Source organism: Pedococcus sp. P2_A3, from assembly GCF_056405035.1.
Genome location: NZ_JBFUCW010000016.1, coordinates 118,648 through 139,764, shown reverse-complemented (window position 1 = coordinate 139,764; position 21,117 = coordinate 118,648). Strand labels below are relative to the sequence as shown.

Here is a 21,117-nt window from a genome sequence, read left to right as displayed (position 1 = left end):
CGCTGCATGGACACGGCATCGCGGATGACGGTAGCCGAGACCGTCAAGTTCCGGTTGGAGGGGCCCGGTGTGCGGTCAGTCGAGCGGCGGCGCCAGGAAGAGCTCCGGGTCCGGCTGGACAAGGGCGAACTCCGTGGTGCGGATGGCGACCGGACCACGCAGGGCCTGGGCATCGAGGTCGAGCACGCACCCGGTGTCCACATCCGCGACGGTGCGGAGGTTGCGCGTAGACCACGTGCTGATCAGCGACGGCTGCCCAGTGGCGCCATGAAGGCCCGGCTGGCGCGCACCCGGCGATCCGTGGACATCGAGCCAAACGGCCGCGCTGTACGCAGACTGGAGGGCGTTCAGCTCAGGCACCGGAACGTGCGGCAGGAGCTGCCCAGGGCCCCCGCGCACCAGTCCGCCCCCGGGTAGCCGGACGACCACGTCTCCGCCGGCAGGCCCCTCCAGCCAGACCAGGCGGCCAGCCTGCTCGGCCCGCAGCCGGTCTCCGAGCCGCCAGTAGGTGACAGTGCGCGGCGCCCCTGCCGCCGCACCCTGAAGCGAGTAGGTGGCCCGCACCATCCTGTCCGTACGGACCGGCGCCCCGTCGGCACCCGGGCCCATTCGCCATGCGGCACGAGGACTCGCCACGGTTAGCAGGGGGTGGCGCTATAGGAGTAGCGCGCGCCAGATTGCCATCGGACGCCCTCTGGCCATGCCCTCCCGAAGGCAGCCGTCCGGAAGGTGCCGTGTCCTGCCTGGGAACACAACACCGAGCGCCCCTTGAAAGCCTGTGGCATCACCGTCTGCACCGAGCACTCATAGATCGTCCGGTCGTAGTAGTTGCCGAAATAGTTGCGCTCTTGCAGTTTGATACATACCTGCTGGGTTCCAAAGGTGCCGACGCAGTTCTGGAAGGCGGAGTATGAGATCCAGTTCCTGTGCGAGCCGTCAACCACAATCCCGGGAGTGTTGGAATGGCCCGTGCATTCCCAAACAGCTGCGGTCACGCTGTCCGCAATCTGCCCGTCGACCCCCTGCTCGGCACCAAGCCGCCAGGCCGCGCCGTGTTTGGCCGGCGACTGCCGGCCAAGGCTGGTGTTGCCATCACCAGAGTGCTGCGGGGTTGCACCCCAAGCGGCGCCCGGCGCACCCCTAGGACGGTCCCCAGAAGATTGCCGTTGCCGCAATACGAGTAGTACACCAAAACATCAAGTTCCCCCGTGCGAGCGTTTCGAACCTTCGATGACGTGACGCGCAGTCGACGGGATCGTGACGACTCGACCGGACCCAGTTTAGTTGAATGTTCAAGTAAAGTACTGTACGATGTTCACATGAGCGCGACCACGACCACCACCCGCCAGCCCGTGCTGTACCTCAGTCACGGTGCTCCCCCGCTGGCCGACGACCCGGTGTGGACCGACCAGCTCTCGACGTGGTCGGGCCGGTTCGACAAGCCCGCGAACATCCTCATGGTCTCCGCCCACTGGGAGGAGGCGCCGCTGTCGCTGTCCGCCACCTCCGGCGACGTCCCCCTCGTCTACGACTTCTACGGCTTCCCGCGCCACTACTACGAGGTGACGTATGCCGCCCCGGGTGCGCCCGAGCTGGCCGCCGACGTCGCCAAGCTCATGCACACCTCCGACACCCCGGTCCACCGGGACGAGACCCGCGGCCTCGACCACGGCGCCTACGTGCCACTGGTCGAGATGTACCCCGACGCCGACATCCCCGTGCTGCAGATGTCGATGCCGACCCTCGACCCGCGGGCGCTGTTCGACCTCGGCCGCAAGCTCGCCCCCTTGCGCGACCAGGGCACCCTCATCGTCGGGTCGGGCTTCACCACGCACAACCTGCGCTGGTTCAACCCGGCGGCCGGCCCCGACGGCACGCCGCCGGCAGCCTCCTCGGAGTTCGACAACTGGGCCGCCGAGGCGCTCGAGCGCCAGGACGTCGACGCCATCCTCGACTTCATGCACAAGGCTCCCGCCGCCCGTGAGGCCCACCCACGCACCGAGCACTGGGCACCGTTGTACGTGAGCCTGGGCGCGGCATACGAATCTGGCAGCCTCGACAACGAGAGCGTCATCGACGGGTTCTGGTTCGGCCTGAGCAAGCGCTCCTGGCAGTTCGCCTGAGCGCTGCCGCCGCTCCCCCTCCCCCACCCCCGTCCCCCGCCCTGTCCCCCTCCCCGTCCCCGTCTCCCTCCCCCGCAAAACGGTGGTTGCTCCCGGAAACGGGCTCCACAGGTCACGTTTCCCCGAGCAACCACCGTTTTGCGTGCCAGGGCTGGGGCGACCGCGGGGCGTCAGGGGATTGCGGGGCGTCAGGGGATGACGACGGACTTGCCCTTGGCGTGGAACTCGCCCTGCACGCGCAGCGCCTCGGGCGCATCGGCGAGGGGCCACCGGTGCTCCATGACGGGAGTCACCAGCCCGCGCGCCACCAGGTCGATGAGCAGCTCGAGGTCGGCGCGGTTGCGCGAGGCGACCTTGAAGGCCGGCGCGCGCTGGCTGCCGAACGCGAAGTAGACGGGCAGCCTGAGCATCCTCGGGAGGGGGCGCACCCACGTCGACTTCGGTGAGGTGACCATCACGTAGCTGCCGCCCGGTGACACGAGACGACGGCTGTCGCGCAGCGAGAGACTGCCAGCGTTGTCGAAGAACAGGTCGAACGTCTCCCCCAGGTCCCGGACGTCCTCGCGGGTGTAGTCGACGACCTGATCTGCGCCACCACGGCGCGCCGCCTCCACGTTGCCGGTGCTGCACACTGCAGTCACGTGCGAAGCCCCCAGCGCCCTGGCGAGCTGGACCGCGAAGCTGCCGACGCCACCCGAGGCGCCGTTCACCAGCACCCGCTGGCCGGGCTGCAGCCGGCCCCAGTCGCGCAAGCCCTGGAGTGCGGTCTCGGCGGCCACACCGATGGTGGCAGCCACCTCGGTCTCGACGCCGTCGGGCACCGGCACCAGCCAGTCGGCCGGCGCGACGACGAACTCGGCGAACCCTCCCCCCGCCACCTCGCCGAAGACCCGGTCGCCCGGCTGGAACCGCGTCACCGCCGAGCCCACCGCCGCCACGACCCCGGCGACGTCGGCACCCGGCACCTGCCGCTTGGGGCGCCGCAGGCCCAGGGTCGGGCGCGCGAACATCGGCAGCCCGGTGACGTAGTGCCAGTCGAGGGGGTTGACCGAGGCCGCACCGACGCGGACAAGCGCGTCGTCGGGGCCGACCTCCGGCACGGGGACGGTCCGCACGGTGACGACCTCCTCCGGCCGCCCGTACCGCTCGTGGACGGCGGCGCGCATGGTCGTGGGCGTCGAGCCGGTATGCCGCGGGGCCGGGTGAGCGGTCACGTCCGGTCGCGCTGCGGGAGGTGTGGGGTGGGCGAGGTCGGTCATGGTCACTCACTCCTGGGTCGATACTTACGGTGTAAGGATACGGTGTAAGTTAGACCTACACCGTAAGTCTGTCAACGCTGCCGGGCTAGCATCGATGCGATGACCTGCGGACCCCGACCCCAGCCGACCCGGAGCGACCCGTGACCGACACCGTCGAGAGCGACACCCGTGCCACCGCGAAGAACGCACCGCGCGCGCCGCTCAGCCGCGAGCGCGTCATGCGCGCTGCCGTGGACGTCGCCGACGCCGAGGGGATCTCGGCGGTCTCGATGCGCCGGATCGGCCAGGAGCTCGGTGTCGAGGCCATGTCGCTGTACAACCACGTCGCCGGCAAGGAGGCCCTCCTCGACGCGATGGTCGAGGAGGTCGCCACCGAGCTCATGGCAGCCGTGGCGGCGCTCGACACCCCCGACCCCGCGACCGACTGGCGCGGCGCCCTGCGGGCCCGAGCCCTCGCCGCCCGCGAGGTGATGCTGCAGCATCGGTGGGCGCCGGGCGTCCTGGAGACCCGGACCACGATGAACCTCGACATCGTCCGCTACTACGACGGCGTCGTGGGCATCCTTCGGGCAGGGGGGTTCAGCAACGACCTCACGCACCACTCGCTGCACGCCCTCGGCAGCAGGGTCATCGGTTTCTCCCAGGAGCTCTTCGACCCCGGTGACGCAGCCTCCGGGGACGCGTCGGAGGAGATGCTGGCCGCGATGGCCGCGCAGATCCCGCACCTCGTCGAGATGCTCGCAGAGGTGGCGCACGACGACCCGGGCTCGACGCTCGGGTGGTGCGACGACCAGGCCGAGTTCGAGTTCGGGCTCGACGTCCTGCTCGACGGGCTGGAGCGGCGCCGGGCTTCTACCGTGGTGCCATGATCACCGCCCTGCACACCCTGGTCTACGCCGAGGACCCCGACGCGGCTCGCGCCTTCTTCCGCGACGTGCTGCGCTTTCCCGCCACCGACACCGGCGGCGGCTGGCTCATCTTCCGCACCGGGCCGAGCGAGCTCGGGGTGCACCCGTCCTCGTGGGACCACGGCGACGGGTCCGGCGCCGACCGGCCGGTCGGCGGCACCGAGCAGCGGTTCGACCTGTCACTCCTCTGCGATGACCTCGCGGCGACGATGGCCGAGCTCGAGGAGCGCGGGGCCGAGTTCGAGGGCGGCGTGAGCGAGCAGTCGTGGGGTACGACCGTGCAACTCGTCGTCCCCGGCGCCGGCGCCATGACGCTCTACCAACCGCGCTACGAGCCGCCGGCGCTGGGCCGGTCCGAGCTCGAGGCCATGTGGTGACGCCGGGCACCGTGGTGACGCCGGGCCATGTGGTGACGCCGGGCACCGTGGTGGGGCTGCGCCCTGCGGTGACGGTGGCGTGAGGGACCTCCCGAGCTGGGTCCGGTGGTTGCTCGTCGGCCGGTTCGTCAACGCCCTGGGCTCGATGGCCTGGGTCTTCATCCCGCTCTACCTGGTCTCGGACCGCGGCCTGAGCGAGGGCGCCGCGGGATCGATCGCGGCCGTCTGGGGCCTGGGCATGATCGCCGGCAACCTCGCGGGCGGGTCGGTCGGCGACCGCTTCGGGTTGCGCCCGACCCTGGCCCTGGCCTCCCTCGCCTCTGCGGTCGGCTGCTTGCTCGTCCCCGTGACGCCCACCGCCGCCCTCCCCGTGGTGTTGGCGCTGATGGGTGCGCTGGGCGGCATCGGCCGACCGGTGTCCTTCGCCCTCGTCACCAGCGCCCTGCCGACCGACCACCGACGCCAGGCGACGGCGTGGATGCGTGCCGTCAACAACGCCGGCACCGTCCTCGGCCCACCGCTCGGGGGCCTGTTGGCGGTGCACCACTTCGGCGCGATCTTCGTCATCGACGCAGTCGCGAGCCTGATGATGTTGGGCGTCGTGATGTTCGTGGTGCCGGCCGCTGAGCGCGTCCCCCTGCCGGACGGCACCCCGACCCGCCTGCTCGCGGCCCTGCGCCAGGACCCTCGGTTCGTCCTGCTCCTCGTGACGGTCGTCGCCGCCGACACCGCCTACCGGTTCGCCTACTCCGCTGTCCCCTGGCAGCTCGACGCCCTCGGCGCCGCCCCGTGGGTCTACGGCACGACGATCTCGCTCAACTGCGCGCTCATCGTGCTCTTCGAGCCCTCGCTCGCCCACCGGCTGCGTCACCGCGCGCCCGAACGCCTGATCGCCCTCGGCTTCCTGCTCGTCGGCGTCGGCTGGCTGGTCGTCGCGCCCTCGCCGGGCGTCGCCCTGGTCCTCGTCGCCGTCGCCGTGGTGACCGCGGGCGAGATGCTCTACAAGCCCACGGCCACGGCCCATGCGTCAGACCGTGCGCCCGACGGGATGCACGGGCGCTACCAGAGTCTCTACGGCGCGGCGTCCATCGGTGGCACGGTGATCGCGCCACCGCTCGCCGGGGCACTCTTCGAGCTGAGCCCGCGGCTGATGTGGGTGTGCGGCGGTGCGCTCGGCGTGGCCGCCGCAGCCGTCCTCGCCTTCACCGGCAGCGAGGCGCTGCGACGCCAACCGGCCCACGAGACGCACTGACGGGTATGCCGGGTGGTGACCACCCGGCATACCTCGCCGTCGAGGCGAGCCGTCAGTGGCCGCCGGGGCGGCGCCGGGGCGCGGGACGGGTCGGGTCGTCCTCGACGGGCTCGACGTCGGCGGGGACGATGATCGGCTTGAGCCGCGCCCACAGCAGGAAGACGGCACCCGCGAAGGCGAGCGCGAGGCCGGTCCAGAGGTTTGCGTTGACCCCGCCGGTCTTGGCCTCCTGGGTGTCCATGAACAGACCCGCAGCCAGCAGCAGCACGCCGTAGATGCTGAGCAGGGAGCCGATGATGTTGCGGATGTCGAACGCGCCGGCGGTGTGGGCGCCTGATGCCTTGGCCGAGGTGTCGGTGTGCTTGTCGGACATGTGCAGCCTCCCTTAGAACGCGAAGTTGAGGACGAGGACCATGACGAGCGCGATGCCAGCGAGGGGCATGGTGCGCTGGTACCACGGGAGGGTGGCCTCTTCGGGGTCGACGAGGTCCTCCTTGGGTGTCTCCGAGTAGACCAGGCCCTTGAGCTCCGAGACCGGTTTCGGCTGGGTGACGAGGCTGACCACGACGCTGAGGACGATGTCGACGACGAAGGCGGTCGAGGCCGCGACGAAGCTCGCCCCCTGGCCCGAGAAGGGGATGACACCCTGGCTGAGAGATCCGAGCGAATCTTCCGAGAGGAACGCTACGAGTATGGCCGAGAGCGTGCCGCTGGAGAGGCCCACCCAGCCGGCGGTCGGCGTCATCCGCTTCCAGAACATGCCGAGGATGAACGTCGCGAACAGCGGTGCGTTGAAGAACCCGAAGAGCGTCTGGAGGTAGTCCATGATGTTCTTGAAGCTGCTCGCCAGCGTGGCGGTGAAGATCGCGATGAGGGTCGCCGCCACCGTGGCCAAGCGGCCGATGCGCAGGTAGTAGTCGTCGCTGTGGTCCTTGCGGATGTAGCGCTGCCACAGGTCGTAGCTGAACACCGTGTTGAAGGCCGAGATGTTGGCGGCCATGCCAGCCATGAAGGCCGCCAGCAGACCGGCGATGGCCAGGCCGAGCAACCCGTTGGGCAGGATGTCGCGCATCAGCAGCAGCAGCGCGTCGTTGTACTTCACGCCCTCCCCGGAGGCGCCTCCCGGCGGGCTGCCGCCGCCCTTGAGGTCGATCATCTCCTTGACCAGGACGGCCGAGACCATGCCGGGGAAGATGACGAGGAACGGCACGAACATCTTCGGGAAGGCGCCGATGATCGGCGTCTTGCGAGCCGCCGAGATCGACTTCGAGGCCATCGCGCGCTGCACCTCGACGAAGTTCGTCGTCCAGTAGCCGAAGGACAGCACGAAGCCGAGGCCGAAGACGATGCCCACGACCGACCAGAAACCGGAGTCGAAGCCGGAGAGCGCCTGCCCCGGCCAGGACTCGAGCTGCTGGGCCGCCGGGGCCACCTTGGAGCCCGCCGGTTGGGCGTCGGCGAAGGCCGTGATCTTGTCCTTGAGGCCGCCGTATCCCCCGACGCGGTGCAGGCCGATGAGGGTCAGCGGCAAGAGCGAGGCGACGATGACGAAGAACTGCAGGACCTCGTTGTAGATCGCGGCGGACAGACCGCCGAGGGTGATGTAGGACAGGACGATCGCCGCGGCCACGATCAGCGCGACCCACAGCGGCCAGCCGAGCAGCGCGTGCACGATCGACCCGAGGAGGTAGAGGTTGACGCCCGCAATGAGCAGCTGGGCGAACGCGAAGCTGATCGCGTTGACCAGGTGGGCGCCGGTGCCGAACCGGCGGAACATGAACTCCGGCACCGACCGCACCTTGGAGCCGTAGTAGAACGGCATCATCACGACGCCGAGGAAGAGCATCGCCGGGATCGCGCCGACCCAGAAGTAGTGCACCGTCGGCAGCCCGATCTCCGCGCCGTTGGCGGACATCCCCATGATCTCGACGGCACCGAGGTTGGCGGAGATGAACGCCAGACCGGTCACCCACGCGGGCAGCGACCGCCCTGACAGGAAGAAGTCGATCGAGTCGGAGACCGAGCGGCGGGCCAGGACGCCGATGCCCAGGACGAACGCGAAGTAGATCGCGACGAGCGTGTAGTCGAGCCAGTTCGCGTCGATCAGCGGAGTTGCGGCCGGTACGGCAAGGGGGGCGAGGGCGTTCATCAGCGACTCCTGGGCGATACGTCGGCGGACCTCGACCAACCTAGGGCGTATGCCGCGAATCGGCACCCGGGCCGCCGACACGTCGGGTGCCTGAGGCCTCGCCACGGGGCGGGCTCAGGCACCCGACTGCGGTCAGACCTTGACGCCGGCCAGGTCGGGCGCCGGCGCCTCGCCGGTGTCGACGTCGACTGCCGCGCCGCTGAACTGCGCGGCATACAGCTCCGCGTAGGCACCGCCACTCGCGAGCAGCTGGTCGTGGGAGCCCTGCTCGACGATCTGGCCGTCGCGCATCACGAGGATGACGTCGGCGTCACGGATCGTGGACAGGCGGTGGGCGATGACGAAGCTCGTGCGGTCGTGGCGCAGTGCCGACATCGCCTGCTGCACCAACAGCTCCGTGCGGGTGTCGACCGAGCTGGTGGCCTCGTCGAGGATCAGCAGCGCCGGGTCGGACAGGAACGCCCGCGCGATGGTGATGAGCTGCTTCTCGCCCGCACTGATGTTGCCGCCCTCGGCGTCGAGCACCGTGTCGTAGCCGTCGGGCAGCGAGTGGACGAAGCGGTCGACGTAGGTGGCCCTGGCGGCTGCCACGACCTCCTCCTGGCTCGCACCGGGGCGGCCGTAGGCGATGTTGTCGCGGATGGTGCCGCCGAAGAGCCAGGTGTCCTGCAGCACCATGCCGATCTCGCTGCGCAGGTTGTGCCGGGTCAGGTCGGTGATGTCGACGCCGTCGAGGGTGATGCGCCCCGCATCGAGCTCGTAGAACCGCATGATGAGGTTGACCAGGGTGGTCTTGCCGGCCCCGGTCGGCCCGACGATGGCGACGGTCTGACCGGGCTCGACGCTGAGGTCGAGGTGCTGGATCAGCGGCTTCTCCGGGTCGTACGAGAAGGACACGTCCTCGAACTTCACCAACCCGTGCGGGTCGTGGAGGGTGGTCGGGGCGACCGCGTCGGCGCGCTGCTCCGAGGCGTCCAGCACCTCGAACACCCGCTCGGCCGAGGCGACCCCGGACTGGAGCAGGTTGGCCATCGACGCCACCTGGGTCAGCGGCTGGGTGAACTGGCGCGAGTACTGGATGAACGCCTGGACGTCACCGAGGCTCATCGTCCCGCTGGCCACCCGCAGGCCGCCCACCACCGCGATGACGACGTAGTTGAGGTTCCCGATGAACATCATCGTCGGCATGATGATGCCGCTGATGAACTGGGCGCCGAAGCCGGCGTTGAACAGGTCGTCGTTCTTCGCCTTGAACGAGGCGCGCACCTCGTCCTCGCGACCGAAGACCTTGACCAGCTGGTGACCGGTGAAGGCCTCCTCGACGATGCCGTTCAGCTCACCGGTGCTCTTCCACTGCTGCACGAAGTGCTTCTGCGACCGCTTGCCGATCGCCGCCGTGACGAACATCGAGACGGGGATCGTCACGAGGGCGATGACCGCCAGCAACGGCGAGATGTAGAGCATCATCGCGACCATCGCCACGACGGTCAGCAACGACGTCAGCATCTGGCTCAGCGTCTGCTGCATGCTCTGCGCGACGTTGTCGATGTCGTTGGTGACGCGGCTGAGCAGCTCCCCACGCGGCTGGTTGTCGAAGTAGGGCAGTGGCAACCGGTTGAGCTTGTCCTCGACGTCGCGACGCAGGTTGAAGACCGTGCGGTTGACCGCTCCGGTGAGGATCCAGCCCATCGCCCACGACAGCAGGCCGGCGACCGTGTAGAGGGCCAGCACGAAGAGCAGCACCCTCCCCACGGCGCCGAAGTCGATGCCGAACCCCGGCCGGAGGTGGTCCATCCTGGCGATGAGGTCGGCCTGCTTGTCCTGCCCCTGGGCGCGCAGCCCCGCCACGACCTGCTCCCGGTTGGCGGTGCTCGGGAGCTGCTTGCCGACGAAGCCCGCGAAGATGAGGTCGGTCGCCCGCCCCAGGATCTTGGGCCCCACGGCGTTCAGGGTGACGCTACCGACGGCCAGGGCGAGCACGGCATACAGCGATGTCCGCTCGGGGCGCAGGAGCGCGAGCAGCCGCTTGGCGGACGGCCCGAAGTTCTGCGACTTCTCGGTGGGCATGCCCATCGCCATCGGACCGCGCCGGTGGGCCGCGTTCGCGCCCGGACCCCGACGCGCCTCGGCCGCCTTCTCCTCTTCCGTCTTCACACCTTCACCGGCGCTCATGCCGCGGCCTCCTCTGCAGATCGCTGGGACTCGACGATCTCGACGTACGTCGGACAGGTCTCGAGCAGCTCGTCGTGGCGGCCGGCGCCGACCACCTTGCCGTCGTCGAGGACGACGATGTGGTCGGCATCGATGATCGTGGAGACCCGTTGGGCCACGACGATGACGGCGGTATGCCGCGTCACCGGCCGCAGCGCGGACCGGAGCCGCGCGTCCGTGGACAGGTCGAGCGCCGAGAAGCTGTCGTCGAAGAGGAAGACCTCCGGCTTGGCCACCAGGGCGCGGGCGATGGCGAGCCGTTGGCGCTGCCCGCCCGAGACGTTGGTGCCACCCTGGGCGATCGGGGAGTCGAGGCCCTGCGGCATCGCTCGCACGAAGTCCTCGGCCTGCGCGATGCGCAGCGCGTCCCAGAGCTCGTCGTCGGTGGCGTCGGAGTCGCCGTAGCGCAGGTTGGACGCGACGGTGCCGGTGAAGAGGTAGGGCTTCTGCGGCACGAGCCCGATGCGCGACCAGACGTCCTCGAGGGCCGCATCGCGCACGTCGACGCCGCCGAGCCGCACCGACCCGCCGGTCACGTCGTAGAGGCGCGGGATGAGGGACACCAAGGTGGACTTGCCGGCACCGGTGCTCCCGATGATGGCGGTCGTCCGGCCCGGCTCCGCCGTCATCGAGACCCCTTGCAGCACAGGCACATCCGCACCGGGGTAGCAGAACTCGACGTCACGCAGCTCCACGGTGGTGCCGGTGCGCGGGATGGCGACGGGGGCGGTCGGCTGGACGACGGTCGAGTCGGTGTCGAGGACCTCGGCGATGCGTCCGGCCGACACTGTCGCCCGCGGGATCATCATCGACATGAAGGTCGCCATCATGACCGACATGAGGATCTGCATGAGGTAGCTCATGAAGGCCGTGAGCTCACCGATCTGCATCTGGCCGTTCTCCACCCGGTGCGACCCGAACCACAGGACGGCCACGGTCGAGGCATTGAAGATCAGCATGACGATCGGGAAGATCATCGCCATCAGGCGGCCGACGGCGAGGGCCGTGCCGGTGTACTGGGTGTTGGCCTCGGCGAACCTGGCCTGCTCGTGCTCCTCCCGGACGAAGGCCCGCACGACGCGGATTCCGGTGATCTGCTCGCGCAGCACCCGGTTCACCCAGTCGACCGACTCCTGCATGAGCCGGAACTGCGGGATCATCTTGCGGATCACCAGGGCCACCGACAGCGCCAGCGCGGGCACGGCGACGGCCACGAGCCAGGAGAGTCCGACGTCTTCGCGCAGCGCCATGATGATGCCGCCGACCATCATGATCGGGGCCGACACCATCATCGCGGCACCCATGAAGACGACCGTCTGCACCTGCGTGACGTCGTTGGTGTTGCGCGAGATCAGGGTGGGGGCGCCGAAGCGCGAGACCTCCTGCGCCGAGAAGTCGCCGACGCGGGCGAAGATGCCGGCGCGCAGGTCACGGCCGAGCCCCGCAGCAGACTTGGCGCCGAGGTAGGTGGCGGCGACCGTGGCGACGATCTGCACCAACGACACGGCGAGCATCCACCCGCCGGTGCGCATGATGAAGCCGGTGTCGCCCTTGGCCACGCCCTCGTCGATGATCTTGCCGTTCAGGCTCGGCAGGTAGAGCGAGGCCATCGTGCCGATGAGCTGCAAGCCCACGAGCACGGCGACCAGGCCGCCATACGGCCTCAGGTAGTCGCGGATGATCCGGATGAGCACTACTTCTTCCCCCTCGTGGTGCGGGGCGCGGCCTTCGGGGCCGCACCCCGTGTGGTGTCGGATGCCAGCTGTGGCGTGGCGTCTGGGGTGGTCGGTCGGCTGAGGGCGCCCTCGAGCACCACGTCGACGAGCTCGGAGGCCGTGGCGTCGGAGCCGTCGAGCATCGGGTGGACGCTGGAGAGCGTGAGCATGCGCAGGTAGCCGATGAAGTTGCGCACCGGGATGCGCAGCAGGGCGACGTCGTCACCGATGAGGTCGATGAAGGCCTGGTCGAGCTCGGCCGTCCCTTCCTGCCGACGGCGCAGGGCCGTGGCGTCCATGGGGCGGTGCAGCGGCTGGCCGGACGACTGGAGCACGCTCATCAGCGCGAAGATCCCCTGGAGGTGCTTCTGCATGACGGTGACTGCGGCGGCGAGGCGCTCCCGCAGGGGCAGGTCGCGATCCACGGCAGCCAGCTCGGCCTGGACCGCGGCCGAGTCGAACGCCTCGTGGACGCAGGCGTGGATGATCTCGTCCTTGCTCTCGAACACGCGGAAGATCGTGCCCTCGGCGATGCCCGCCGCCTTGGCGATCTCCTTGGTGCTGATGCCGCGGCCCTTGTCCCGCAGCAGCGGGATGGTGGCGGCGATGATCGAGGCCCGGCGTTCGTCGGGGGCCATCGCGGGGGCGCGAGGTGACATGCTGAAAGTATGAGTGAGTGAGCACTCACTCACAAGCGGGTTTTCCACCTGCACAAACGACCGCCGTCATGACAGATGTCCGGCAGTCACTCACTCGCCCCGCACCCCTCTGACCCCCTCCTCCCCCGCCGGGTCGAGGTAAACACGCCGGGATTCGCCGGCGGGTTTACCTCGAACCGAGGGAGGGGAGGGGAGGGGAGGGCWGGGGTTGGGGCCAGCGTCAGACGAGCAGGCCGTCGGCCACCAGGGCCCGCAGCAGCGGGACGGCCGAGTCGCGCACCGCACCCGCGTCCTCCCCGAGCAGCTCCGCGATGGCGTCCAGGGCCACCCCCGCGGGAAGCGACCCGTCGCAGACGCTCACCAGGGCCGCTCCGACGGTGTCCAGCCTGACCACCCGGCCGAGCCCGACGCCCTGCCGCAGCTGGATCACGGCGGGCTCCTCGTCGCCCGGCCGGGCGTGCCGCTCCTCCACGACGTCGTCGGCGCACCGCCAGGCCACCGCGAGCAGCTCGTCGTCGCCGTGCTCGACCAGCCAGGTCCGCGCCCGCAGTCCCGACAGCACGTGCGGACCCATCGGCGCCGTCACCGGACCGGTCGACTCGCTGAGGTCGACGAACGGCTCCCGCTCCCCCACCGGCTTCTGGAGGGTGATCACCCCGAACCCGATGGCGCTCACGCCGCGCGACGCGAAGTCGTCGAGCCACGCGGCATACATCGTCGCGAACTCGGTCGTGGCGTTGTGGTGACCTCCGTCGCGCGACCAGGTCTCGGCGTACTCGGCCGGGTCCTGCACGTCGCGCTGCACGATCCACGCGTCGAGGCCGGTGCCGGCCACCCAGCCGCGCACCCGCTCACGCCAGTCGGTGTCGCCGACGACCTCCCAGTTGCCGAGGAACTGGGCGACGCCGCCGGGCTCGAGGTGGTCGCCGATCGACCGCACGAGGTCGGCGACGATGCTGTCGCCGGACTGTCCGCCGTCGCGGTACTCGAACAGCGGGACATCGGCGCTGCGCGGGGTGATGACGAAGGGCGGGTTGCTCACGATGAGTCCGAACCGTTGCCCCGCAACGGGATCCAACATGGAGCCCTCGACGAACTCCCAGTCGAGCCCGTTCAGCTCCGCGTTGAAGCGGGCGAACTCCAGGGCCCTCGAGGAGATGTCGGTGACGGTGACGTGCCTTGCGTGCGAGCCGAGGTGGAGGGCCTGCACCCCGCACCCCGTGCCGACGTCGAGGGCACGATCCACTGCCGGTCGGGGCGTCCACGAGGCGAGCGTGGTCGAGGCCCCGCCGATGCCGAGCACGTGGTCCTCGCGCAGCGGCGCGCGGGTGGCCAGCTCGGTGAGGTCGGAGGCGACCCACCAGGCGTTGCCCTCGTCGCCGTAGGGACGCAGGTCGCAGGTGGCCACCACTCCAGGGCCCTGCTCGCGCACGAGCCTCAGGGCGGCCGCGCCGTCGAGGCCGAGCGTGGGCAGCGCCGACGCCGCCTCGGCCGTGTCGACGGCATCACCGAGCCCGAAGAGCCGCACCAGCGTGGCCAGCGGTCCCTCCGCGCCTGCCGTGACGCGCTGGGCCGGGATCATCTGCTCGCGGCCCAGGGCAGCGGCCGCGAGCGGTCCGAGCAGCTCACCGACCGCCTCGACCGTGTATGCCGCCGCCTCGAGGTCTGCGCGCAGGCGGGCGACCAGCTCGGGGTCGGCTGCCGGGGTGGGGTTGCTCATCCGTCGAGCAGGCCGCCGAGGTTGAAGCCGCCACCCCCGCCGCCACCGCTCGCGGCCGGTGGGGTCCACTCGCTGGGCTGGACGATCACGAAGCCCGGGCCGGAGAACGCGTACTGGAACGCCTCACCCGAGCCACCGCGCAGCATCGACCGCACGTTCATGCTCGACACCACCTGCGGCACGAGGTTGGCCGACCAGCCCACACAGGCCTGGACGTCGACGTAGGTGGGCTGCTGGCTGCAGTCGAGGATCACCGGCTGGCCGACCGTGTGGATCGCCGCCGTGCCGGTGCCCTGGAGGGTCGTGTTGAAGAGGCCGCCGCTGAGCATGCCGGCGCCCTGCACCCGTTTGATGTCCCACTCGATGGTGGAGTCGAAGGCCAGGAGGTTGCGGGCGTTGATGCTCAGGGCGTCGCCGGTGAGGTCGACGAGGAAGACGAAACCGGCCTCGGAGGCGAAGAAGACGTCGCCCTCGCCGGAGACCCGCATGAGGGAGACGTCCTCGCCGGTCACGACCTTCTTGAAGAGCTTGCCGACGCTGCCGGCCTTCTCGTGGTCGAAGCGGATCTGGCCTTGGTAGGACACCATGGCGCCCTTCACCGCGAGCACGTCGCCGCCGAGGTGGACGCGGAGCATCTGGGGGTTCTGCAGCGCGAACCGCTGCTGCGCCTGGACTTCGAGGTTGGCCTGGTCAAAGAGCGGACTCTGCATGGCCCCAGCCTAGGTCGCCGGGTCGCCGGTGGGCAGGCGATAGGCCAACCATGTGCCGGCCCGGTCAGCCAGCCGGTCGTAGAGCCGCTGCGCCGTCTCGTTGTCCGGTGCGGTCGCCCACGCCAGCCACTCGATGCCCCGGTCGGCCGCGAGCTGCCGGCACGCGGCGATGAGGCTCGCACCCACGCCCTGGCCACGCGCGTGGGCGGCGACGAAGAGGTCCTCCATCACGGCGAGCCGCCTCCCGAGGGTGGTGTCCCAGCTCCACAGCACTGTGGCGTGCCCCAGAGCCCGGCCGGCGGCGTCCCGTGCGATCAGCTGCGTGCCGCCGGACCCCTCCACGAGGAAGGCGCCGGCCATGGCACGCAGGTCCTCATCGGCGGGGTCGCTCTCGTAGAACGTGCTCACCCGTGGGGTGAGCCGGCCCGCCTCGTGGGTATGCCGTGCGGAGCTAGCGGTTCACGGGCTCCTCGACGACGTCGGTCGCCTCGTCGACAGCCTTGCCCGGCGCGGTCTCGGCCTCACCCGAGTCGGGTGCGGCGGCGTCCACGCGGGACATGCTCGCGCCGTCCTCGTCACCGCCGATGGCCAGGTCGCGCGCCTTGGAGACGGCGACCGCGGCGATCACGATGATGATGGCGGCAGCAGCGATGCCGTAGCGGGCGAGGTTGTTCTTGTCGCCACCGATCGACAGGGTCACGATCGCCGGCGCAATGAGCACCGACACGAGGTTCATGACCTTGATCAGGGGGTTGATCGCCGGTCCGGCAGTGTCCTTGAACGGGTCACCGACGGTGTCGCCGATGACGGTCGCGGCGTGGGCCTCGCTGCCCTTGCCACCGTGGGTGCCGTCCTCGACGATCTTCTTCGCGTTGTCCCACGAGCCACCGGAGTTGGCGAGGAACACCGCCATGAGGCAGCCGGTGCCGATCGCGCCGGCGAGGAAGCCCGCCAGCGGGCCGATGCCGAGGCCGAAGCCGACAGCGACCGGGGTGAGCGCGGCGAGCAGACCGGGCGTCGCGAGCTCACGCAGCGAGTCCTTGGTGCAGATGTCGACCACGCGGCCGTACTCGGGCTTCTCGGTGTAGTCCATGATCCCGGGGTGCTCGCGGAACTGGCGACGCACCTCGAAGACGATGGCACCGGCGGCGCGGGTCACCGCGTTGATGGCCAGGCCGGAGAACAGGAAGACCACCGCTGCACCCAGCAGCAGGCCGACCAGCACGCTCGGCGTGACGATCTGCAGGTCGAACGGCGCGTTGGCCTTCTGCAGGATCGCGGTGTACTGCGCCTGCGCGGCCTCCTGGGTCAGGCTGCCGTTCTGGATCTTGCCCACCAGGTCGGTCTCGGTCGACTTCGCCAGCGCCTGGATGATCGGCTCGAACTTGGCCTTCCACGCGTCGGAGTACGACCCGAACAGCGCAGTGGCAGCCAGTACGGCCGTCGCGATCGCGATGCCCTTGGTGATCGCCTTGGTGGTGTTGCCGACCGCGTCGAGGTCGGTGAGGATCTGCGCGCCCTCGCCGTCGACGTCACCCGACATCTCGGCGATGCCCTGGGCGTTGTCGGAGACCGGGCCGAAGGTGTCCATCGCCACGATGACGCCCACGGTGGTCAGCAGGCCACAGCCGGCGAGCGCGATGAGGAACAGCGACAGGATGACCGAGCCGCCACCGAGCAGGAAGGCGGCGTACACGGCGGCGCCGATGATGACGGCCGTGTAGACGGCCGACTCCAGGCCGACGCCGATGCCGGAGAGGACGACGGTCGCCGCGCCGGTGAGCGAGGTGCGGGCGACGTCCTTGGTCGGGCGCTTGTCGGTGCCGGTGAAGTAGCCGGTCAGCCACAGGATGACCGCGGCCAGGATGATGCCGATGATGACCGCCATGATGGCGGTGCGGCGGGGGTCGCCGGCCAGCGCGGTGATGCCCGCGTCGCTCGACTTCAGCCCGGCGAAGGTGTCGGGCAGGTAGACGTAGGCGGCGACGCCGGAGAGGACCGCAGCGATCGCGGCGGAGATGTAGAAGCCACGGTTGATCGCCGACAGGGCGTTCTCACCGGGCTTGACACGGGTGATGAAGACCCCGATGAGGGCCGTCACGGCGCCGATGGCGGGCACGAGCAGCGGGAAGACGAGCCCGAACTCACCGAACGCGGCCGAGCCGAGGATCAGCGCGGCCACCAGCATCACGGCATACGACTCGAAGAGGTCGGCGGCCATGCCGGCGCAGTCACCGACGTTGTCGCCCACGTTGTCGGCGATCGTCGCGGCGTTGCGCGGGTCGTCCTCGGGGATCCCGGCCTCGACCTTGCCGACGAGGTCGGCGCCGACGTCGGCCGCCTTGGTGAAGATGCCGCCACCGACCCGCATGAACATGGCGAGCAGGGCGGCGCCGAAGCCGAACCCCTCGAGCACCTTGGGGGCGTCGCCCTTGTAGAGCAGGACGACGACGGAAGCGCCCAGCAGGCCGAGGCCCACGGTCGCCATGCCGACGGTGCCACCGGTGCGGAACGCGATCTTCATGCCGGAGTCGCGGTCACCGCCCCGGGCTGCGGAGGCCACGCGGACGTTGGCCTTCACGGCGAGGCTCATGCCGAGGTAGCCGATGGCGGCGGAGAACAGCGCGCCGACCACGAAGAACCCGGACCGGCCCCAGCGGACACCGGCGGTGTCGGCGGGCAGCAGCAGGAGGAGACCGAAGACCAGCACGACGAAGACGCTGAGCGTCTTGAACTGCCGAGCGAGGTAGGCCTGGGCGCCCTCTTCGACCGCAGCGCCGATCTCCTGCATCTTCTCGGTGCCGGGGTCGGCCGCCAGCACCTGCTGGCGGAAGAACACACCCATGGCCAGCGAGATGACCGCGATGACGGCCACCACGATGACCAGGGTGAGATTGGTGCCGTCCAGCTGCAGGTCAGCAGCTGTGGCGGCAGGCGCGAGGCGCGACATTCCATCCTCCTCGATGGGGAAACGATCAGGACCGCCCACGGGCGCGCCACGATGGCGCACCGCAGAGGGGACGTTGCTGGCGAGGGTAATGCACGTCACAGGGTTTGTGACGCCGGGTGAGGAGGGTCACAGGGATTTCGCCGGGTGTTTCGACCCCGTATGGCCCGAACCCGGTGGGCAACCCACGGACTCCGGTCAGGCGTTCGTCGCCGCCGCAGCCTCGTCGACCGTGGGGTAGATGTGGAAGACCTTGTCCAGACCCGTGATCTTGAAGACCTTCAGGATCCGCTCCTCGGCGCTCACGATCCGTAGCGTGCCGTTCTGGCCACGGACCAGCTTGAGGCGGCCCACGAGCACGCCCAGCCCGGTCGAGTCCATGAAGGTGACCTTCTCGAGGTCGACCACGAGGTCGGTGCGCCCGGCCGCCACCTGCTTGTCAAGGACTTCGCGGAGCAGCGGGGCGGTGTAGACGTCGATCTCGCCCGCGACGTGGACGATCGTCACCGCGCCCTGCTCACTGCTGGAGACCGAGAGGTCCACGTCCACCCTTTCGTTACCGACACCGGTGAGCGGGCGGTTCGACCGTCTGCTCTCGGGATTACGGTAGCGGCAATGTCCACTTCCGGCCCCACCCCACCCGGTTCCAGCGGGCTGCGCCGCGTCGCGTTCGACCCGGTTTCGGCGCTCGCAGGGCTGGCGAGCGGCAGCAGGAGCGAGCGCCTGCTGCACGTCCACGAGGTGCCTGCCCGTGCGGCGGCGCTGGTCGAGTGGCCCACCTGGGTCGATCCCAGCGTGTATGCCGCGTGCGCCGGGGCGGGCGTGACCTCCCTCTGGTCGCACCAGCGGGCCGCCGCCGACCTGGCCCACGCCGGGTCGCACGTGGTCATGGCCACCGGCACGGCCTCGGGCAAGAGCCTCGGCTACCTCCTGCCCGTCCTGTCCGCTCTCGTCGAGGGGTCCACCGCCCCCTCCGGTCGGGGCGCGACGGCGCTGTACCTCTCCCCCACGAAGGCGCTCGCCGCCGACCAGCTGGCCCGGGTGCAGGCGATGGCCGTGCCCGGGGTGCGGGCGGCGACCTACGACGGAGACACCGCCACGGAAGAACGTCGCTGGATCCGCGACCACGCCCACCTGGTGCTCACCAACCCCGACCTGGTGCACCACTCGTTGTTGCCGCTGCACGAGCGTTGGGCGCCGTTCCTGCGCGCGCTGCGCTATGTCGTCATCGACGAGTGCCACACCTACCGCGGCGTCTTCGGGTCACACCTCGCAGCGCTGCTGCGCCGCCTTCGCCGGGTGTGCGCGCGCTATGGCTCGCACCCCACCTTCGTCCTCGCCTCCGCGACCGTGCGTGACCCCGGGCAGCACGCCGCCCGCCTCGTCGGTATGCCGGTGGTGCCCGTCACCGAGGACGGCTCACCCCGGGAGGCCATGACCTTCGCGATGTGGGAGCCGGGCCTGCTCGGCGAGGGCGACCGTCGCCGCTCGGCCACCTCCGAGGCGGCCGACCTGCTCGCCGACCTGGTCTCCCAGCGCGTGCAGACGGTCGCCTTCGCCAAGTCCCGGGCTGGTGTCGAGGCGCTCGCCACCAGCGCTCGCCGCACGCTCAGCGAGGTGGCGCCGGGGCTGGCAGGGGCCGTCGCGGCATACCGGGGCGGCTATCTGCCGGAGGAGCGGCGCGAGCTCGAACGCTCGCTGCGGGCCGGCACGATCGTCGGGCTGGCCGCCACCAACGCGCTCGAGCTGGGCATCGACATCAGCGGCCTCGATGCCGTGCTGCTGGCCGGCTGGCCGGGCACCCGGGCCTCGCTGTGGCAGCAGGCGGGCCGAGCGGGACGCGTCGGGACGCGGTCGTTGGCGGTGTTCGTCGCGGCCGACGACCCCCTCGACACCTACGTCGTGCACCACCCCGAGGTGGTGTTCGGTCAGCCGGTCGAGGCGACGGTGCTCGACCCGGACAACCCCCACGTCCTCGGACCCCACCTGGCCGCCGCCGCGGCCGAGCTGCCGCTGAAGGAAGACGACCTCGCGCTCTTCGGCGACCAGGCCCGTCCGCTCGTCGATGCGCTCGTGGCACGGGGAATCCTGCGCCGACGGCCCACCGGGTGGTACTGGGCACGGACCGACCGCGCCTCCGACCACGTGTCGTTGCGGGGGGCCGGCGAGGTCGTCGGCATCGTCGAGCAGCGCACGGGACGGGTGCTGGGCACCATCGACGAAGCGTCCGCACACACCCAGGTGCACACCGGAGCGGTGCACGTCCACCAGGGCGACACCTACGTCGTGACCGAGCTCGACCTCGAGCACGGGACTGCGACGGCGGTGCGGGGGGACCCCGGCTGGAGCACCTTCGCGCAGTCCGTGAGCGCGTTCGACATCGTGGGCGCACAGCGCAGCATGGCCTGGGGACCGGTGCAGGTGTCGTTCGGCACGGTCCACGTGCACACCCAGGTCACCTCGTTCCTGCGACGGCTGCCCAGCGGGGAGGTGATCGGCACGCATCCGCTCGACCTGCCACAGCGCACCCTCAACACCCGCGCGGTCTGGTGGACGATGCCGGTGGAGTGGCTGGCGGCGGCCGGGGTGGGCGAGGTCGACATCCCGGGGTCGGCGCACGCGGCCGAGCACGCCGGAATCGGCATGCTGCCCCTCGTGGCCACCTGCGACCGCTGGGACATCGGCGGGGTGTCCACTGCCCTCCACCCCGACACAGGTCTGCCCACGATCATGGTCTACGACGGCCACCCCGGCGGCGCCGGCTTTGCCGAGCGGGCGTACGAGTCGTTCGAGGAGTGGCTGAGGTCGACCCTCGAGACGGTGAGCGCCTGTCGCTGCGAGAGCGGCTGCCCTGCCTGCGTCCAGTCCCCGAAGTGCGGCAACGGGAACGAGCCGCTGGACAAATCGGGCGCGATCCGCCTGCTGCGCGCGGTACTGGGGTGTGCGCCGGAGAGCCCGTCCGGAGCGGCGACGGCCGCGGCTCCTGAGCAGGATCCGCCGAGGACGAATCGGGCAAACGTGCAGGCCAGCGGCTAGGGTCGAGTGCGGACGGTGCACCACGCACCCCTCATCGTCGGAGGTTCCTTC

The 21,117-nt window shown here is 70.3% G+C and carries 17 protein-coding genes; 5 read left to right on the top strand and 12 right to left on the bottom strand.

What is annotated here, in order from left to right; genetic code table 11:
* Positions 1-75: 75 nt before the first annotated feature.
* Entirely contained in the window at positions 76-567 is a 492-nt protein-coding gene (locus tag AC1DX8_RS14055; RefSeq protein WP_477630549.1) for a hypothetical protein, read from the bottom strand.
* A gap of 752 nt (positions 568-1,319) precedes the next feature.
* Between AC1DX8_RS14055 and AC1DX8_RS14050 the strand changes: the two genes are divergently transcribed.
* The gene (locus tag AC1DX8_RS14050; protein ID WP_477630548.1) at positions 1,320-2,123 is read left to right on the top strand and encodes a dioxygenase family protein; all 804 of its coding nucleotides are present in this window, start codon (positions 1,320-1,322) and stop codon (positions 2,121-2,123) included.
* Positions 2,124-2,311: 188 nt separating this feature from the next.
* Here the strand turns inward: AC1DX8_RS14050 and AC1DX8_RS14045 are convergent, their stop codons facing one another.
* Positions 2,312-3,382, bottom strand: a complete 1,071-nt coding sequence (locus tag AC1DX8_RS14045) for an NAD(P)-dependent alcohol dehydrogenase (RefSeq protein WP_477630547.1) — start codon at positions 3,380-3,382, stop codon at positions 2,312-2,314.
* A 140-nt stretch (positions 3,383-3,522) separates the two neighbouring features.
* On the opposite strand from AC1DX8_RS14045, the gene AC1DX8_RS14040 reads away from it, so the two are divergent.
* The 3 genes from AC1DX8_RS14040 (at position 3,523) to AC1DX8_RS14030 (ending at position 5,919) form a co-directional block, all read left to right on the top strand.
* A complete protein-coding gene (locus AC1DX8_RS14040) occupies positions 3,523-4,251 on the top strand; it encodes a TetR/AcrR family transcriptional regulator (protein ID WP_477630546.1) in 729 nt (242 codons plus the stop codon).
* The gene (locus tag AC1DX8_RS14035) at positions 4,248-4,667 is read left to right on the top strand and encodes a VOC family protein (protein ID WP_477630545.1); all 420 of its coding nucleotides are present in this window, start codon (positions 4,248-4,250) and stop codon (positions 4,665-4,667) included. Before AC1DX8_RS14040 ends, AC1DX8_RS14035 begins: the two co-directional genes overlap by 4 nt.
* A 79-nt stretch (positions 4,668-4,746) precedes the next feature.
* Positions 4,747-5,919: an MFS transporter gene (locus AC1DX8_RS14030; RefSeq protein WP_477630544.1), complete on the top strand. Its 1,173-nt coding sequence runs from the start codon at positions 4,747-4,749 to the stop codon at positions 5,917-5,919.
* A 52-nt stretch (positions 5,920-5,971) separates the two neighbouring features.
* Here the strand turns inward: AC1DX8_RS14030 and AC1DX8_RS14025 are convergent, their stop codons facing one another.
* The 10 genes from AC1DX8_RS14025 to AC1DX8_RS13980 all read right to left on the bottom strand — a co-directional run bounded on the left by AC1DX8_RS14025 (position 5,972) and on the right by AC1DX8_RS13980 (position 18,573).
* Positions 5,972-6,292, bottom strand: coding sequence for a hypothetical protein (locus AC1DX8_RS14025; protein WP_477630543.1), 321 nt, complete (start codon positions 6,290-6,292; stop codon positions 5,972-5,974).
* A 12-nt stretch (positions 6,293-6,304) separates the two neighbouring features.
* Positions 6,305-8,068, bottom strand: a complete 1,764-nt coding sequence (locus tag AC1DX8_RS14020; protein ID WP_477630542.1) for a sodium:solute symporter family protein — start codon at positions 8,066-8,068, stop codon at positions 6,305-6,307.
* Positions 8,069-8,200: 132 nt separating this feature from the next.
* Positions 8,201-10,240 carry an ABC transporter ATP-binding protein gene (locus AC1DX8_RS14015; RefSeq protein WP_477630541.1) on the bottom strand — a complete coding sequence of 680 codons (2,040 nt, stop codon included), beginning with the start codon at positions 10,238-10,240 and terminating at the stop codon, positions 8,201-8,203.
* Complete coding sequence (locus tag AC1DX8_RS14010) at positions 10,237-11,973, bottom strand: ABC transporter ATP-binding protein (protein ID WP_477630540.1); 1,737 nt, start codon at positions 11,971-11,973, stop codon at positions 10,237-10,239. Before AC1DX8_RS14010 ends, AC1DX8_RS14015 begins: the two co-directional genes overlap by 4 nt.
* Positions 11,973-12,653, bottom strand: a complete 681-nt coding sequence (locus AC1DX8_RS14005) for a TetR/AcrR family transcriptional regulator (RefSeq protein WP_477630539.1) — start codon at positions 12,651-12,653, stop codon at positions 11,973-11,975. Before AC1DX8_RS14005 ends, AC1DX8_RS14010 begins: the two co-directional genes overlap by 1 nt.
* 220 nt (positions 12,654-12,873) lie before the next feature.
* Positions 12,874-14,373 (bottom strand): DUF7059 domain-containing protein, encoded by a 1,500-nt coding sequence (locus AC1DX8_RS14000; protein ID WP_477630538.1) that lies wholly within the window; start codon positions 14,371-14,373, stop codon positions 12,874-12,876.
* The gene (locus AC1DX8_RS13995; RefSeq protein ID WP_477630537.1) at positions 14,370-15,083 is read right to left on the bottom strand and encodes an AIM24 family protein; all 714 of its coding nucleotides are present in this window, start codon (positions 15,081-15,083) and stop codon (positions 14,370-14,372) included. The genes AC1DX8_RS14000 and AC1DX8_RS13995 overlap by 4 nt, the downstream gene beginning before the upstream one ends.
* 9 nt (positions 15,084-15,092) lie before the next feature.
* Entirely contained in the window at positions 15,093-15,491 is a 399-nt protein-coding gene (locus AC1DX8_RS13990) for a GNAT family N-acetyltransferase (protein WP_477630536.1), read from the bottom strand.
* Between the two features lie 43 nt (positions 15,492-15,534).
* The gene (locus tag AC1DX8_RS13985) at positions 15,535-18,033 is read right to left on the bottom strand and encodes a sodium-translocating pyrophosphatase (RefSeq protein ID WP_477630535.1); all 2,499 of its coding nucleotides are present in this window, start codon (positions 18,031-18,033) and stop codon (positions 15,535-15,537) included.
* 195 nt (positions 18,034-18,228) lie between these two features.
* Positions 18,229-18,573, bottom strand: a complete 345-nt coding sequence (locus tag AC1DX8_RS13980; RefSeq protein WP_477630534.1) for an anti-sigma factor antagonist — start codon at positions 18,571-18,573, stop codon at positions 18,229-18,231.
* 72 nt (positions 18,574-18,645) lie between these two features.
* Here AC1DX8_RS13980 and AC1DX8_RS13975 point away from each other — a divergent pair, with 72 nt between their 5' ends.
* Positions 18,646-21,066 carry a DEAD/DEAH box helicase gene (locus AC1DX8_RS13975; protein ID WP_477630533.1) on the top strand — a complete coding sequence of 807 codons (2,421 nt, stop codon included), beginning with the start codon at positions 18,646-18,648 and terminating at the stop codon, positions 21,064-21,066.
* The last annotated feature ends 51 nt before the right edge of the window (positions 21,067-21,117 follow it).

Excerpts from the sequence above, each read along its gene's own strand:
- AC1DX8_RS14055 (WP_477630549.1), bottom strand. The coding sequence starts at position 567 with ATGGTGCGGGCCACCTACTCGCTTCAGGGTGCGGCGGCAGGGGCGCCG.
- AC1DX8_RS14050 (WP_477630548.1), top strand. The coding sequence starts at position 1,320 with ATGAGCGCGACCACGACCACCACCCGCCAGCCCGTGCTGTACCTCAGT.
- AC1DX8_RS14045 (WP_477630547.1), bottom strand. The coding sequence starts at position 3,382 with ATGACCGACCTCGCCCACCCCACACCTCCCGCAGCGCGACCGGACGTG.
- AC1DX8_RS14035 (WP_477630545.1), top strand. The coding sequence starts at position 4,248 with ATGATCACCGCCCTGCACACCCTGGTCTACGCCGAGGACCCCGACGCG.
- AC1DX8_RS14025 (WP_477630543.1), bottom strand. The coding sequence starts at position 6,292 with ATGTCCGACAAGCACACCGACACCTCGGCCAAGGCATCAGGCGCCCAC.
- AC1DX8_RS14020 (WP_477630542.1), bottom strand. The coding sequence starts at position 8,068 with ATGAACGCCCTCGCCCCCCTTGCCGTACCGGCCGCAACTCCGCTGATC.
- AC1DX8_RS14015 (WP_477630541.1), bottom strand. The coding sequence starts at position 10,240 with ATGAGCGCCGGTGAAGGTGTGAAGACGGAAGAGGAGAAGGCGGCCGAG.
- AC1DX8_RS14005 (WP_477630539.1), bottom strand. The coding sequence starts at position 12,653 with ATGTCACCTCGCGCCCCCGCGATGGCCCCCGACGAACGCCGGGCCTCG.
- AC1DX8_RS14000 (WP_477630538.1), bottom strand. The coding sequence starts at position 14,373 with ATGAGCAACCCCACCCCGGCAGCCGACCCCGAGCTGGTCGCCCGCCTG.
- AC1DX8_RS13995 (WP_477630537.1), bottom strand. The coding sequence starts at position 15,083 with ATGCAGAGTCCGCTCTTTGACCAGGCCAACCTCGAAGTCCAGGCGCAG.
- AC1DX8_RS13985 (WP_477630535.1), bottom strand. The coding sequence starts at position 18,033 with ATGTCGCGCCTCGCGCCTGCCGCCACAGCTGCTGACCTGCAGCTGGAC.
- AC1DX8_RS13975 (WP_477630533.1), top strand. The coding sequence starts at position 18,646 with ATGTCCACTTCCGGCCCCACCCCACCCGGTTCCAGCGGGCTGCGCCGC.